General features: G+C 70.2%; 12 protein-coding genes. 8 read left to right on the top strand and 4 right to left on the bottom strand.

The annotated features are described in order from the left end of the window. The first annotated feature begins 11 nt into the window (after window positions 1–11). Window positions 12–890 (top strand): NADP-dependent oxidoreductase, encoded by an 879-nt coding sequence (locus ACIOJD_RS01525; protein WP_401907657.1) that lies wholly within the window; start codon window positions 12–14, stop codon window positions 888–890. On the opposite strand, the gene ACIOJD_RS01520 is transcribed toward ACIOJD_RS01525, so the two are convergent. Next, window positions 880–1,962 carry an alpha/beta hydrolase gene (locus ACIOJD_RS01520; RefSeq protein WP_401907656.1) on the bottom strand — a complete coding sequence of 361 codons (1,083 nt, stop codon included), beginning with the start codon at window positions 1,960–1,962 and terminating at the stop codon, window positions 880–882. The genes ACIOJD_RS01525 and ACIOJD_RS01520 overlap by 11 nt on opposite strands. A gap of 503 nt (window positions 1,963–2,465) precedes the next feature. Here ACIOJD_RS01520 and ACIOJD_RS01515 point away from each other — a divergent pair. Together ACIOJD_RS01515 and ACIOJD_RS01510 are read left to right on the top strand one after the other, a co-directional pair. After that, a complete protein-coding gene (locus ACIOJD_RS01515) occupies window positions 2,466–4,124 on the top strand; it encodes a methyltransferase domain-containing protein (RefSeq protein WP_401907655.1) in 1,659 nt (552 codons plus the stop codon). A 327-nt stretch (window positions 4,125–4,451) separates the two neighbouring features. Further along, window positions 4,452–5,327 (top strand): LLM class F420-dependent oxidoreductase, encoded by an 876-nt coding sequence (locus ACIOJD_RS01510; RefSeq protein ID WP_401907654.1) that lies wholly within the window; start codon window positions 4,452–4,454, stop codon window positions 5,325–5,327. Window positions 5,328–5,423: 96 nt separating this feature from the next. On the opposite strand, the gene ACIOJD_RS01505 is transcribed toward ACIOJD_RS01510, so the two are convergent. Beyond that, a complete protein-coding gene (locus ACIOJD_RS01505) occupies window positions 5,424–6,854 on the bottom strand; it encodes a glycoside hydrolase family 16 protein (RefSeq protein WP_401908863.1) in 1,431 nt (476 codons plus the stop codon). Window positions 6,855–7,140: 286 nt separating this feature from the next. Here ACIOJD_RS01505 and ACIOJD_RS01500 point away from each other — a divergent pair, with 286 nt between their 5' ends. Next, a complete protein-coding gene (locus ACIOJD_RS01500) occupies window positions 7,141–7,599 on the top strand; it encodes a MerR family transcriptional regulator (protein ID WP_401907653.1) in 459 nt (152 codons plus the stop codon). A gap of 71 nt (window positions 7,600–7,670) precedes the next feature. Further along, complete coding sequence (gene trxA / locus ACIOJD_RS01495) at window positions 7,671–7,982, top strand: thioredoxin (protein WP_401908861.1); 312 nt, start codon at window positions 7,671–7,673, stop codon at window positions 7,980–7,982. Between the two features lie 114 nt (window positions 7,983–8,096). On the opposite strand, the gene ACIOJD_RS01490 is transcribed toward trxA, so the two are convergent. Next, window positions 8,097–8,783 (bottom strand): DUF2848 domain-containing protein, encoded by a 687-nt coding sequence (locus tag ACIOJD_RS01490; RefSeq protein WP_401907652.1) that lies wholly within the window; start codon window positions 8,781–8,783, stop codon window positions 8,097–8,099. Between the two features lie 170 nt (window positions 8,784–8,953). On the opposite strand from ACIOJD_RS01490, the gene ACIOJD_RS01485 reads away from it, so the two are divergent. Beyond that, window positions 8,954–10,321, top strand: a complete 1,368-nt coding sequence (locus ACIOJD_RS01485) for an MFS transporter (RefSeq protein WP_401907651.1) — start codon at window positions 8,954–8,956, stop codon at window positions 10,319–10,321. 117 nt (window positions 10,322–10,438) lie between these two features. Next, window positions 10,439–11,257: a carbon-nitrogen hydrolase family protein gene (locus ACIOJD_RS01480; protein ID WP_401907650.1), complete on the top strand. Its 819-nt coding sequence runs from the start codon at window positions 10,439–10,441 to the stop codon at window positions 11,255–11,257. A gap of 61 nt (window positions 11,258–11,318) precedes the next feature. Here ACIOJD_RS01480 and ACIOJD_RS01475 read toward each other — a convergent pair whose 3' ends face one another. Further along, the gene (locus tag ACIOJD_RS01475; protein WP_401907649.1) at window positions 11,319–11,945 is read right to left on the bottom strand and encodes a GntR family transcriptional regulator; all 627 of its coding nucleotides are present in this window, start codon (window positions 11,943–11,945) and stop codon (window positions 11,319–11,321) included. Window positions 11,946–12,172: 227 nt separating this feature from the next. Here ACIOJD_RS01475 and ACIOJD_RS01470 point away from each other — a divergent pair, with 227 nt between their 5' ends. Beyond that, window positions 12,173–14,536 (top strand): HelD family protein, encoded by a 2,364-nt coding sequence (locus ACIOJD_RS01470; protein ID WP_401907648.1) that lies wholly within the window; start codon window positions 12,173–12,175, stop codon window positions 14,534–14,536. Window positions 14,537–14,684: the final 148 nt, after the last annotated feature.

Genomic DNA, 14,684 nt, shown 5'->3' with positions numbered 1-14,684 from the left:
AGGAGGTCGCCATGCACGCGATCCGAATCGCTCGTCACGGCGGGCCCGAAGTCCTGTCCGTCCGGGAGGTTCCCCCGCCCACTCCAGGACCCGGCGAAGTACTGATCCGTACCGTCGCCAGCAGTCTGAACCCGGTGGACTGGAAAACCCGCGCATGGGACGTCGGGCCCGAACTCCCCGCCACCTTGGGGTGGGATCTGGCCGGAGTCGTCACCGCCGCCGACCACCCCGGCTACCGCCCCGGGGACCAGGTGATCGCGATGTCCGCACAGATCGCCACCGGCCGCGGTACCTGGGCCGAGCAGGTCGCTCTGCCCGCCCGGCTGCTGGCGGCCGCACCCACCACACTGCCGCCGGCGGATGCCGCGGCACTGCCGCTGGCCGGAGTGACGGCGCTGCAAGCCCTGAACCGGGCGGCGGTCACCAGCGGAGACCGCGTTCTGATCACCGGCGCGGCCGGTGCGGTGGGCGGCATCGCCGTCCAGCTCGCACGCAACACCGGGGCTACGGTCGATGCCCTGGTCTCACGCCCCGAGCACCTCGACGCGGCCCGGGAACTCGGCGCCGAACACGTCTGGCACACCCCGGCCGACCTCCCCCGCCGTATCTATGCGGCCGTACTGGACACCGCGGGCATCGACGCGGGCCAAGCCCTCGCGCCAGGGGGACGGTACGTCTCCATCGCCGACCACCCCCTGCCCGACATCCCCGGGGCAGCCAAGAGCTACGTCCAGGAGGACCAGGATCACCTCGCCCAGCTCGTGGCCCTCGTGGACAGAGGCGAACTCCGGCTGCGCATCGCGCACCGTTACCCCTTCCACGAGGTCCGCAGAGCCCACGAGCGGTTCGAAGCAGGCGGAGTGCTCGGCAAGATCCTGCTCACCTTTTGAAAGACGCACGTGCATGCCCCTCAGCGGTCCCGGACAGAGCGCCTGGGCGTAGCCGTCCGGGGGAGGGGCGAGGCCCGGCCGAAGGGCGCTGTTCGGCGGAGGGGTGCTGTCCGCAGACGATCCGGGCGAGGTTCTCCAGGGGTACGGAGCCCGGCTTCAGGTAGTCGCTGTGACCGCCGTCGCCCGCGGCGAAGACCCGGGCGCCGAACTCCGGCGAGACCGGGTCCGTACCGAACCCGACGGTGGTGAAGGGGAGGCGGAGCCGGGTGTGCGGCACATCGGCGATCCAGTCGTCGGCGCCCTGGCCGGCCCAGACGGTGGCCCGGGTACGGAGCGCGGCGGCGTTGCCGACACCGGCGCCGGGGCTCCCGAACAGGGCGATGTCCGCGACCTCCAGCCCGGACGCGGCCCGTCCGCAGACCACGGAGCCGTAGGAGTGGCAGAGGAGGGAGATCCGGGCGGTGGGCCTGGTCGCGGCCAGCTCCCTGACGAAGCGGCGGAGCCCGGGGGCGGCGTCGTCCGCGACGCCGGGCGTCAGCGCTTCGGGGCTCACCGTGCCGGGTGTTCTGTACCCGAGCCAGGCGACCACGGCGGACGCGTCCCCGGGTTCCCGCTCGCTGTCGTGCAGTTGATGTCGCAGGGCGATGGCGCCCGCCCGGAAGCGCGGGTACGTGTCCAGGCCGGTGTCCGATCCCGGGACCAGTACGGCGATCCGCCCGGCCCGGGACAGGTCGCCGAAGACCTCGGCGGTCCGGCCGCCGTCGCGGCCGTCGAAGGAGAGGAAGTGACGCGTCCGGCCCGCCATGGTGCGCAGCGCGGCGGCGCGAGCGCGGTCGCCATGTTCGGCGGCCATCCGCTCGGCCGCCCGGATGCCCGCGCGGTTGACGGCGTACCGCTCGGCCAGGGCGACGGGGTCCGCTGCCCGCAGCGGTGCGAGCGCGGCCCCGGCCGGAACGGGCGCCGCGACCGCCGCGGGGCGGGCCGCACCCGACACCGGCACGGCCACCGATCCGGTGACGAACGCGGCGAGCAGGGCGTGGCGCAGGCGGCTTCTGAGGGGGCGGGACGCCATGGCGGGTGGTCCTTCCGTACCGGAACTGTGTCGTGCTGCCGGAACGGAATCTATGAGTCACGCCTCGTGGTCGGCGTCCCGCTCGGGAGGGCATGCCGTACGTAGCTCTGAAGTACTACGGGTAGGGAGAGCCGATCAGCGGGTACGGGGCCGCCATGCGTGGGGCGGGGCGGGTGCTTCGCCGTGCCCTGAGTGACGGCGGCGCGGGCCGTTGAGCCGAGATGACCGAGGTCCAGGTGTTATCAGCGGCCGAGTCGGACCATCATGTCCTATATGCAGAGATCCCGGACTCGCTGCCCCGAAGAATCTCAGGCGGGAAAGGCGCTGGCCAGAGCGCCTACACGTGTCAATTCTGCCTCTGTATACAACATTCGGAGGCATGGAATTTTCGGTCTTGGACAGCGATGGGCTGAGGCGCGTCGGCTCCAGAGACCCGGAGCATGATCCTTTCGGGGTGCCGCGTCAGGGCATGTTTTCTCCACAGCTGAAGGGTTCCCAGCACTGTGCAACAGGTCCAAGAGTTTGGTGACAACCCTGTTGAAGTACGAGAAACCGGACACTACACCGAGGAATACGTCCCCAGCTTCGTCGAGAAATGGGACTCCCTCATAGATTGGGAGAAACGGGCGGCGAGTGAAGGAAATTTCTTCATCGACCTGCTCCGCGAGCGGGGCGTGAAAAGCGTGCTCGATGTCGCGACGGGCACCGGATTCCACTCCGTCACGCTGCTGGCGGCCGAATTCGATACCGTCAGCGCGGACGGTAGCGCGGACATGCTTGCCATGGCCTTCGAGAACGGAATGAAGAGGGGCGGTCATATCCTGCGCGTGGTCCAGGCGGACTGGCGCTGGCTCAACAGGGACGTCCACGGGGAGTACGACGCCATCGTCTGCCTCGGAAACTCCTTCACCCACCTCTTCTCGGAGCGCGACCGGCGCAAGGCGCTGGCCGAGTTCTACGCGATGCTCAAGCACGACGGAATTCTCGTGCTGGACCAGCGCAATTACGATGCGATGCTGGACGACGGGTACAGCAGCAAGCACAAGTACTACTACTGCGGCGAGGACGTCAGCGTGGAGCCGGAGCACGTCGACGAAGGACTGTGCCGCATGCGGTACACCTTCGCGGACGACTCCGTGTACCACCTCAATATGTTCCCGCTCCGAAAGGACTACACCCGTCGGCTCATGTCCGACGTAGGATTCCAGCGCATCGAGACCTTCGGAGATTTCCAGCACACCTACCGAGGTGACCAGCCGGACTTCTTCGTACACGTGGCGGAGAAGGAGTATCTGGTGGAGGACGAGGAGAAAGAGCGGTACACCGGCGCGGTCAGTACCGCCCGCAGTTACTACAACTCACCCGACGCCGACGCCTTCTACGCCACGGTGTGGGGCGGTGAGGACATCCATATCGGGCTCTATGAAAGCCCGGCGGAGCCCATCGCCGACGCCAGCCGCCGGACCGTCGAGCGGATGGCCTCGAAACTGGAGCTGACGGAGCAGTCCGTGGTGCTCGACCTCGGCTCGGGCTTCGGCGGCTCGGCCCGGTATCTGGCCGAGACATACGGCAGCCGGGTTCTCGCGCTCAACCTCAGCGAGGTGGAGAACGAACGCAACCGGGAGCTGAACTCGGCGCGCGGTCTCTCCGAGCGGATCGACGTGGTGGACGGGTCCTTCGAGGACATCCCGTACGGCGACGCCCAGGTCGATGTCGTCTGGTCCCAGGACGCCTTCCTGCACAGCGGGAACCGCGTCCGGGTGCTGGAGGAGATCGCCCGGGTGCTGCGCCCCGGCGGCCACCTCATCTTCACCGACCCGATGTCGGTGGACGGCTGTCCCACCGGAGTGCTGCGGCCGATCCTCGACCGCATCCACCTGGACGACATGGGGTCGCCCGGCTTCTACACGCGCGAGCTGGCCAGGCTCGGCTTCACCGCCGCCGAGGGCGGCTTCGAGGAGCATCGCGAGCAGTTGGTGAGTCACTACGCGCGGGTGCTCGAGGAGACCAGGCACCAGGAGGCCGAGGGGCTGACCAGGAAAATCAGCCACGACTACCTCACCCAGATGAAGAAGGGCCTCGGCCACTGGGTCGACGGCGGTCGGGAGGAGTACCTCACCTGGGGCATCTTCCACTTCACGCTCGGCGATACCGGGCGGTAGCGCCGCCCCGGTCCTTCTGGACCCGTCCGGGCCGGGTGAGGTGTACCCGGCCCGGACGGGTCCCTGTGACGCGCGTGCCCGGACGGCACCCGTGACGTGCGCCCACCCGTACCCGTGACGCGCCCACCCCTGCCCGTGGCGTTCGCCCATCCGTATCCGCGACTCGCGCCCACCGGCGACCACGAAAACGCCGCCTGCTGCCGCACCCTGGGTCTTGCCGTGCCATCCAGGGGCCGGAACAAGCGCCGGACGCCCCGGGTTGGCAGGACCAATGGCCGGACCCGGACGGACCCGGCCGGATGCCGAGGGTACGAAGGAGACAGGACGATGGTCGCTCTGAAGGACGCGGTGGGCCGTTACGGGATCTGGAGCGGGGAACTGCGTTCCGAGAAACCCGCCCTGCGCGCGGAGATTCCCGAAGCGGCCGCCGAGCTGGAGGAGCTGGGCTTCGGAGCCGTCTGGCTCGGCGGCAGCAGCGGAGTCGAGCACGCGCGGCCCCTCATCGGGGCCACGTCACGGCTCACCGTCGCCACCGGCATCCTCAGCATCTGGCAGTACGAGGCGCCGGATGCCGCCGCCCGCTTCCTGGAGCTGGACGCCACGCACCCCGGCCGTTTCCTGCTCGGTATCGGCGCCAGCCACGCCAAGCTCGCCGCACAGTACCGGCGGCCCTACTCGGCGATGGCCGGCTACCTCGACGGTCTGGAAACGGCCGGTGTGCCGGCCGGGCGGATCGTCCTGGCCGCCCTCGGCCCGAAGATGCTCGCACTCTCCCGGGACCGCGCGGGCGGAGCCCACCCGTACCTCGTCACCCCCGAACACACCGCGCAGGCACGTGAGTTGCTCGGCTCCGGCCCGCTCCTCGCGCCCGAGCTGAAGGTCGTGCTGGACTCCGATCCGGGGACCGCCCGCGCCACCGCCCGTGATTACCTCGCCATGTACCTGACCCTGCCGAACTACACGAACAGCTTCCTGCGGCTGGGCTTCACCGAGGACGACTTCGCGGACGGTGGCAGCGACCGGCTCGTCGACGCCGTCTGCGCCTGGGGTGACGACGACAGCGTCCGCCGGCGCATCGACGCCTTCCACGCGGCGGGCGCGGACCATGTCGCTCTCCAGATCGTCGCTCCTGGCAGCGCTCCGGGTGCTCCCGCAGCGCTGCCCCGTACACAATGGCGTCGGCTCGCCGAGCTGCTGGCCTGACGGCCCTTCCTTTCCGCCACCGCGACCGCCATTGCCACCGCCACCGCCACCGCCACCGCCACCGCCTTCGTCCTCCGTCCCCGTCCCGTTCGTGTGTCAGTCGAACGGGACGCGGACCACCGACTGATTGCCGATTCCGAGCGTGCCGGCGCCGTTGCCGATGGCGTTCCAGACCTCGATCCGCACCTTGCCGTTCACCAGATCGCCCTGCGTCCCGGTGGACGACTTGAGCCCGCGTGCCTGCGTGTAGTGCTCGTAGCCGGGGAGCGGATCGGTCGCGAAGTACTGGTACGTCTCCGTCCGGTCCCAGGTGCCGTCGCCCGTACGGTCGTAACTCACCCTGACCTGCGACCCGTTGCCGACCACCGTGCCCGCGTCCACGAACAGGTCGAACTGCGTGGAGCCGCCGTTGTACTTCCGGGTGATCCCGCCGGAGGTGAAGGTGGCCGGGTTGTGCGGATCACCGTCGTGGTTGGCACCGCCCGCCGTGGCGAGAGCGGCGGTCGCGGACGAGCCGGTGGAGTCGCCGAGGGCGGCGCCCGTCCGTGCGTACAACTGCGAGGAACCCGTGGGCGGATCGGTGGGCTCCCCGGTCGAGCCGCCGCGCGTCCACACGGCCACGTAGTCGACCAGCATGGGCCGTCCGGGAACCGTCTCGGCGGTCGGCGTCCGGCCTCCGAGCGCGTCGGGGAAGGCGCCGCCGATCGCCACGTTGAGCAGGATGAAGTACCCGGCGTGCTCGGTCATGTTGGACCAGGTGGCGGCGTCGAACTGGTTCTGCCGGAGGCTGTGGAAGACCTGGTCGTCCACGTACCAGCGCAGCTCGTTGGGGCTGACGGAGCGGTCCCACTCGAAGCGGTACGTGTGGAACGCGGACTGGCAACTGGAGCCGGGGCAGGCGCGGTTGGCGCCGAGACCGGTGGTCTCGTTGCACGGCCCTCCGGGGTTGACGCCGCAGTGCAGCACGCCCCAGACCGAGTTGATCCCGTTGACGTTCTCCATGATGTCGAACTCGCCGATGCCGGGCCAGTTCCAGTAGTTGCCGCGATAGGGAGCGCCGAGGGCCCAGAAGGCGGGCCAGTAGCCGAGCGCGGCGTTTCCTGTCACGTTCGGCATCTGGATGCGGCTCTCGATGCGCAGCGTGCCGCCCGCCGGAGCCTTGAAGTCGGAGCGCCGGGTCTCGATCCGGCCCGAGGTCCAGTTGCCCGCGCCGTCCCTGAGCGGGGTGATACGGAGATTGCCGCTGCCGTCCAGGCTCAGGTTGTCAGGGCTCGCGGTGTAGTTCTGGATCTCGCCGGTGCCCCAGTTGCCGGGCCCGCCCGGATAGCTGTGACCGGTGTCGGTCTGCCAGTTGGCGGAGGACGGCAGGGTACGGTTCGCGCCCTCGAAGTCGTCGCTCCATTGCAGGTTCCAGCCGGGCGCGGGCGGCATGGCGCCCCGCGCGGTATCGGCACTCGTGATGCCGACGAACCCGGCGAGGGCGACGGCGGTGGCCAGGAGTGCCGCGAGGAGAGGCGTGCGGGGGATGCGGCGGGATGTGCGTGTGGCGCTGCCTGTACGTGTGGCACTGCCTGTAGGCGTGGCGTGGCTCGTACGTGTGGCGCGGCTCGTACTTCTGATGCGGATCGGTCTCAAGGGAACACCTCCGTTGAGGTGGTGCCGAGGGGGTTGAGAGCGCTCTCAGTAAGTCTTGTAGCCGGAGCCGGAAGGACCGTCAATGGCTGCGCCTCGGGCCGCCGGCACAAGGGGGGGGGGTGCTCACCTGCCCGGGACGATTGCCTTGACGTCGGCGTCAAGCCCTACGGTCGAGGACATGCGAATCGGCGAGTTGGCGGAGCGGGCCGGGACGACCACCCGGGCACTGCGCTATTACGAGTCCCGTGGGCTGCTGCCCGCCCGGCGCGCGGTGAACGGCTACCGCACGTACGACGAGAGCGATCTGCGGCTCCTTCGGCAGATCAGGACCCTTCAGAACTTCGGGTTCGGCCTTGAGGAGACGCGGCCGTTCGTCGAGTGCCTGCGTGCCGGTCATCCGGCAGGGGACTCCTGTCCCGCCTCGCTCGCCGTGTACCGCCGCAAGCTCACCGAGCTGGACGGCCTGATCGATCAGCTCCAGTCGGTACGTGCCCAGGTCGGGTCCCAGCTCGCACGGGCGGAAGAGGCACGGGCCGGGCTGGCGGCCGGAGCGGATGTGCCGGGCGGTCCTGAACCACGGTGTGAGCTGACGGCATACGCACTCAGCGACGAGAGCCATGGAGGCGAAGAAACATGATCGAGGCAGCAGGCGTCGGAACGGTGACGGCAGCGGCGACGGCGGCGAGGACCGTGCCGACGGCGGTAGTCATGGAGGTGACGGACGCGGACTTCGACCACGAGGTGCTGAAATCCGAGCTCCCGGTTCTGCTGGAGTTCGCCGCCGACTGGTGCGGACCGTGCCGCCAACTCGCCCCGGTACTGAGGGCCTTGGCCGAGGAAGAGGCCGACCGGATCAAGGTCGTCCAGCTCGATGTGGACAGCAACCCGGAGGTCGCGATGCGGTACGGCGTACTCGCGATGCCGACGCTCATGGTGTTCCGGGCGGGGGAGCCGGTGATGTCGGTGGTCGGCGCCCGCCCGAAGCGCAAGCTGCTGGAAGAGCTGGCGGACGTGCTCTGACGCTTCTCGAGTCAGTTCGGCAACGGTGTGGGAGCGGCCAGGACGGGGGCCGAGGGGGCGTCGCCGGGCGTTGGCGCCCCCTCGGGATCCCCGTGGTTCCCGGCCCGCGAAAGGTCAGCCGATCGGCTTCGGCATCGGGACCACGTCGTACGCCAGGTCGATCGTGTCCCCGGTGGCCGGGTCGCTCAGCTCGACGCGCCAGCGCTCGGCGAACTGGTCCACGCCCTCCGCCATGGGGATCGTGCCGGAGATCAGGACCGTACCCGGCACCAGGTCGCCGCGCTCACGCAGTACGTCGGCCCAGTAGCCGGGGGTGAGCAGCTCGGCCAGCGTGCCGTCCTGGATGAGGGTCTCCTTGCCCTCCTGGGTCACCCAGGCACGCAGCGTCAGACCGTCGAGCCGCTCCTCGACGTCGGCCAGGCGCCAGGCGCGGCGGGCGAGCACGTCGGGGCTCGCGTTCTTGCTCCACGCCACCCCGTGCACCTCCAGCTCGCGGTCGGTGTGGTCGCAGGCGGCCGTCAGCAGCAGCTCGCCGTCGCCGTCCACCACCAGGGCCCACTCGGCCTCGCCCGAGGTGCGGCCATGCTGCACACTGACCTGATCGGTGTGCTGGGCGAGGTACGGGGAAACCGGGTAGAGCGCGGGTGTCACGGACGGCGCGGGCACGCCCAGCTCGGCGAGTTCGGCGACATGCGCGGCCACGTCGGCCTGGCTGCGTCCGGCGTAGCCGGCGTTGAGCACCTGGACGACATCGACCCGCCGGGTGGTGCCATCGGGCAGTTCGAAGGTCAGCAGCGCCATGAGGGTCTCCACATCGTTCGCGGTATCAGGGAGGTTAACTTTGCGCGGAAGGCTTGCGCATACGACCTGTATACAAGAAGTATGCCGGAAGGTCGATAGCGTGCCTCACCCGAGAACGGAACGCTGCCACCCCAAAAGCCCGGAACGTGCCCACCCCAAGGACGGAAGTCGTGAACCACACCACGAGCACCGAAAAGCCCCCGCCCGGCGGGTCCGCGGTCCGCCGCGCCTTCTTCGCCAGCCTCACCGGAACCGCCTTGGAGTGGTACGACTTCGCCATCTACTCCGTCGCGGCCGCGCTGGTCTTCGGCGATGTCTTCTTCCCCTCCGAAGACCCCGCCACCGGCACGCTGCTGGCCTTCTCGACGTACGCCGTCGGCTATGTGTCCCGGCCTCTGGGCGGGTTCGTCTTCGGCCGCCTCGGCGACAAGATCGGCCGCAAGAAGGTCCTCATCGCGACCCTCGTACTGATCGGGGCCGCCACCCTGATGATCGGTCTGCTGCCCTCCTACGCCACGATCGGCGTGACCGCGCCCATCGTCCTCGTCATCCTGCGCTTCGCCCAGGGCGTCGGCGTCGGCGGCGAGTGGGGCGGAGCCGTACTGCTCTCCAGCGAGTTCGGCGACCCCCGGCGGCGCGGTTTCTACGCCTCGGCCGCCCAGATCGGCCCGCCGGCCGGCAACCTCATGGCCAACGGCGTCCTCGCCGCCCTCGGCGCGCTGCTCACCGAGGACCAGTTCCTGAGCTGGGGCTGGCGCGTGGCGTTCCTGCTCTCCGGAGTGCTCGTCTTCTTCGGCCTGTGGATCCGGGCCAAGCTCGAGGAGACCCCGGTCTTCAAGGCCATGGAAGCCGAGAAGAAGCGCCCCGAGGCGCCGATCCGGGAAGTCCTCACCACGCACCCCCGCGCCCTGACGGCCGCGATCCTCAGCCGGGTCGCGCCGGATGTGCTGTACGCGCTGTTCACCGTCTTCGTACTGACCTACGCGACCGGCGAGCTGGGCATGTCACGCGGCTCGGCGCTGGCCGCCGTCCTCATCGGCTCGTCCCTCCAGGTCTTCCTCATCCCGCTCGCCGGAGCCCTGTCCGACCGCGTCAACCGGCGCCTGGTCTATGGCGTCTCCGCCCTGGCGGCCGGCATCTGGCCGTTCCTGTTCTTCCCGATGATCGGTGGCGGGAGCTGGCCGCTGCTCGCGCTCGGTGTCGTGGTCGCGCTGGCCCTCCACTCGCTGATGTACGGGCCGCAGGCGGCCTTCATCGCCGAACAGTTCTCCCCGCGGCTGCGCTACACGGGCTCCTCGCTCGCCTACACGCTCGCCGGTGTCATCGGCGGTGCCGTCGCGCCGCTGCTGTTCACCGCGCTGCTCGACGCGTACAACTCGTGGATCCCGCTGGCCCTCTACGTGGCGGTCACCGCGGCCGTCACGATCATCGGGCTGTGTCTGGGCCGCGACGGCACCCACGCGGACGACGAGGACCTGGGCGGGGACGAGACCGACGCGGCCGGCACGGACCGGCCGGTGGGCTCGCAGACCGCGTAGACCGCCTGGGTCCTGTCCGGTCGGTCTTGCGGGCCCGGCGAAGACCGACCGGACAGGACCCAGACCCCCGGCAACGGCACCCGCACCCCGTACCCGCACTCGCCGAAGGAAGCGCCCATGCGCATCGCACTGAGCCAGATCACCACCGGCCCCCGCCCCGAGCAGAACCTCGGACTCCTGCGCGAACAGGCACGTCGCGCGGCCGAGGCGGACGCCCGCGTCGTCGTCTTCCCCGAGGCATCGATGGCCTGTTTCGGGACCCCGCTGGGCCCGGTCGCCGAACCGCTCGACGGCCCGTGGGCCACGGCCGTCCGCCAGATCGCGAAGGACACCGGGCTGGTCGTGGTCGCGGGCATGTTCACCCCGGCCCCGGACGGAAAGGTGGCCAACACCCTGCTCGCCACCGGCCCCGGGGTCGAGGCGTCCTACGACAAGATCCATCTCTACGACGCCTTCGGGTTCGCCGAGTCCGACACCGTGGCGCCCGGTTCCCAGGTCGTCACCATCGATGTCGACGGCACCCGCATCGGTCTCGCCACCTGTTACGACGTCCGCTTCCCCGAACTGTTCCGGGCGCACGCGGACGCCGGAGCGGTCGCGTCGCTGCTCCTCGCCTCCTGGGGCGCGGGCCCCGGCAAGCGGGAGCAGTGGGAGCTGCTGACCCGGGCCCGCGCGCTCGACGCCACGCTCTGGCTCGCAGCCGTCGGCCAGGCGGACCCGGCGGCGTCCGGGACCCCCACGACGTCGAAGGCGCCGACCGGGATCGGCTACAGCGCGGTCATCGGGCCGGACGGATCCGTACGGCAGAGCCTCGAAGACGCGCCGGGGATGCTGATCGCCGATCTGGACCTCGACGAGGTCGCCTCGGTGCGCCGGGCCATCCCGGTGCTGGCCAACCGCAGGCTGTCCCCGGCCGGGGGCCCCGCCTCGGACTGAGCGCCGCAAGCGCACGCCGGGCGCGGGCCTTTGGGGCCGACATACGGTCGGCCCCAAAGGCCTAACCGGCGAGCAGTACCTTGAGCGTCGTCTCCAGATGGCTGTCGATCGCGGTGTGCGCGGCCCCCGCGTCACCGGCGGCGATCGCGTCCACGATCGCCTGATGTTCGGTCAGTACGGACTTCTGCCGTCCGTACTGGTTGTACAGCGCCACCACCCCGGCCCGGATCTGCCGGCTGCGCAGACCGTCGTAATGCCGGTTGAGCAGCGCGTTGCCCACCGCCGACACCATCGTCGCGTGGAAGAGGTGATCCACGGCGATGAACTCCTTGGCGTGCTCGGGCCCGCTGAGCGTGCGCTGGCGTTCCAGGAGCGCGGACAGCTCGGCCACGGGCGCCTTGCCCTCAGGGATGATCTGCTCGGCCGCGTACCGCTCGACGATGCCGCGCAGCTCCATCAACTCGGTGATCTCGCGCCCCGACAGCGGTACGATCTGCGCCCCGCGCTTGGGGACGAGTCGTACGAGATCCTCGGCGGCGAGCAGCAGCAGCGCCTCGCGGATGGGGGTACGGGACACGCCGATGCGGTCGGCGATCTCCTGCTCGGAGAGGAAGCCGCCCTGCATGTCCGGGTCGGTGAGGACGTTGTCCTTGAGAAACGCGTATGCCTTCTCCCGGCCTGATGTCACGACTGCCCCCACGGTTGCATACAACGAGTATACAGATCCGATACGCCCCGTGGTGCGGACCCGTGAGGTCCGGACACAAAAAATCCCCGGAACCGAATTGACGGCCGGGGTGTTCGTCTGCGTATATTGAATGTTTCCATGTCCTGATTTAATGAGGGCATGCATCAGGCGGCTAAGAAGTAGCGTATCGAACAGGGGCTGAATTGTCAAACGAGGAATTGCGGGAATTGCGGAACGAGCAGCAATTCGTCTCCCTCCTCTATGAGCGCCTCGATGCCCTCAGGGAGCAGGCGGAGGCTGCCGTGGACGCGTCGGCCGCTCAGGTCAGCACCGTACGGCAGGCCCGTGTCGAACGGGACATCAGCGTCGCGGAGCACTCCGGCAGGGTGGCCTCACTGAATGCCGTCGAGTCCGGGCTCTGTTTCGGCCGGATCGATCTCGCGAACGGGGAAACCGCGAATGGGGAAACAATCGGTGACGGGAAATCCGGAGCTGTCGGAACCGTCGACGGCGATCCCGGTCCCGGCACGAGTCATCACATCGGACGCATCGGAATGCGGCGGGACGATCAGCAGCGCACCCCGCTGCTGATCGACTGGCGGGCCCCTGTCGCACGCCCCTTCTATCTGGCCACCGGCTATTCCCCGATGGGGCTGCGCCGACGCCGTCACATCACCACCCACGGGCGCGAGGTCACCGCGCTGCACGACGAGATCATGGATCTCAGCGACACCACCCGCACCGGCTTCGAGGACCCGGACGGCGACGCCGTGCTGCTCTCCGCGCTCAACTCCGCCCGTACGGGCCGGATGAGCGACATCGTGCAGACCATCCAGGCCGAGCAGGACCGCATCATCCGCGCACCCCACCGCGGGGTACTGGTCGTCGAGGGCGGTCCGGGCACCGGGAAGACCGCCGTGGCGCTGCACCGCGCGGCCTACCTCCTCTACGCGTACCGCGAGCAGCTGGCCCGCCGCGCCGTGCTGATCGTCGGTCCGAACCCCGCGTTCCTCGGCTACATCGGCGAGGTGCTGCCCTCGCTCGGCGAGACCGGCGTGCTGCTGGCGACGACCGGGGAGCTGTTCCCCGGAGTGCGCGCCACCGGTACGGACACCCCGGAAGCGGCCGAGATCAAGGGCCGGGCCCGGATGGCGCGGGTGCTGGCCGAGGAGCTGCGCGACCGGCAGACCCTGCCCGACACCGCCATCGAGATCGCGCACGAGGACCACGGCACGCTCCTGCTCGACCGGGCCATGGCGGACGAGGCCAGGCAGCGTGCCCGGGACACCGGGCTGCCGCACAACCTGGCCCGGCCCACCTTCGCCTTCCGGATCATCGACGCGCTGACCGAACAGCTCGCCGACCGGATCGGCGCCGACCCGCTCGGCGGGCCCAACCTCCTCGACCCCACCGACATCGCCCAGCTCGGCAAGGAGATCGCCACCAGCCCCGAGGCGCAGGCCGCGATCGAGTCGCTGTGGCCGGGCCTCACCCCCGAGGGGTTCGTCTCCGAATTCCTGGCGGAGCCGGGCCGGCTCGGCGCGCGCGACGCCGCCGCCGTACGGCGCCCCGGGCCCCGGACCGGGACCGACGCGCGGACCGACTGGACGCCGGCCGACGTGCCGCTGCTGGACGAGGCGGCCGAGCTGCTCGGCGAGGACGACACCGCGGCCCGCGCCGCCGCCGCGGTGGCGCGGCAGGAGCGGATCGACTACGCCAAGGGCGTGCTGGAGCTGTCGTACGGCTCCCGTACGCAGGAGTTCGAGGACAAGGACGACGACGAGTCGGAGGTCCTCGCCGCGCACGACATCATCGACGCCGAACGGTTCGCCGACCGGCACGAGGAACTCGACACCCGCAGCGCCGCCGAACGGGCCGCCGCCGACCGTACCTGGGCCTTCGGCCATATCGTCGTGGACGAGGCGCAGGAACTGTCCGCCATGGCCTGGCGGTTGCTGATGCGCCGCTGCCCGAGCCGTTCCATGACCCTGGTCGGCGACCCCGCCCAGACCGGGGACGCGGCCGGCTGCGACTCGTGGCAGCAGATCCTCCAGCCGTACGCGGGGGACCGCTGGGAGCTGACGAAGCTCGGCGTCAACTACCGTACGCCGACGGAGATCATGGAGGTCGCGGCCGAGGTGCGGCGGCTGGCGGATCCGTCCTTCGAGCCGCCGACGTCCGTACGCTCGACGGGCACCGGCCCGGTCGTACGGGCGGTGGAGAGCGCCGCCCTGGCACGTACCGCGGCCGAACTGGCCGCGGAACACGCGAGCGAGGGCCGCGAGGGGCGGGTCGCGGTCATCGCCCCGGCCGCGCTGCTGCCCGCGCTGGCGGCCGAACTGCCCGACGCCTCCTGGGGAGCGACGCCCGACCTCACCCGCCACGCGGTCCTGCTCGACGCCCGGCAGGCGAAGGGCCTGGAGTTCGACACGGTGATCGTGGTCGATCCCGAGGGGATCCTGGACGGCTCACCGCGCGGTGTCAACGACCTGTACGTGGCGCTGACGCGGGCAACTCAGCGGCTGGGGATCGTACGCGACGAGGCGGTCCCGGCCCGGCCGGCGTCACTGGCGACGGGCCGCGACGCCTGAGGCGTGGGCCGTTGGCACTGAGGAGGGGCCCGGAGCCAGTGCTCCGGGCCCCTCGACGTGCCGTGCCGACCAGTGGTGACCGGGTGAGTGGTGATCAGCCGTTCACGGTGATCGACGCCCCGTCCGGGTACGCCGTGGCCCCGCCGGA

The sequence above is a fragment of the Streptomyces sp. NPDC088116 genome, from assembly GCF_044741745.1.
Classification (GTDB): Bacteria; Actinomycetota; Actinomycetes; order Streptomycetales; family Streptomycetaceae; genus Streptomyces.
Note: the sequence above shows the minus strand (reverse complement) of the source record. Positions and strands in the feature narration are given on the sequence as shown.

Coding starts and splice junctions, on each gene's coding strand:
- ACIOJD_RS01510 (WP_401907654.1), top strand. CDS start 4,452: ATGGTCGCTCTGAAGGACGCGGTGGGCCGTTACGGGATCTGGAGCGGG.
- ACIOJD_RS01525 (WP_401907657.1), top strand. CDS start 12: ATGCACGCGATCCGAATCGCTCGTCACGGCGGGCCCGAAGTCCTGTCC.
- ACIOJD_RS01520 (WP_401907656.1), bottom strand. CDS start 1,962: ATGGCGTCCCGCCCCCTCAGAAGCCGCCTGCGCCACGCCCTGCTCGCC.
- ACIOJD_RS01500 (WP_401907653.1), top strand. CDS start 7,141: ATGCGAATCGGCGAGTTGGCGGAGCGGGCCGGGACGACCACCCGGGCA.
- trxA (WP_401908861.1), top strand. CDS start 7,671: ATGGAGGTGACGGACGCGGACTTCGACCACGAGGTGCTGAAATCCGAG.
- ACIOJD_RS01490 (WP_401907652.1), bottom strand. CDS start 8,783: ATGGCGCTGCTGACCTTCGAACTGCCCGATGGCACCACCCGGCGGGTC.
- ACIOJD_RS01480 (WP_401907650.1), top strand. CDS start 10,439: ATGCGCATCGCACTGAGCCAGATCACCACCGGCCCCCGCCCCGAGCAG.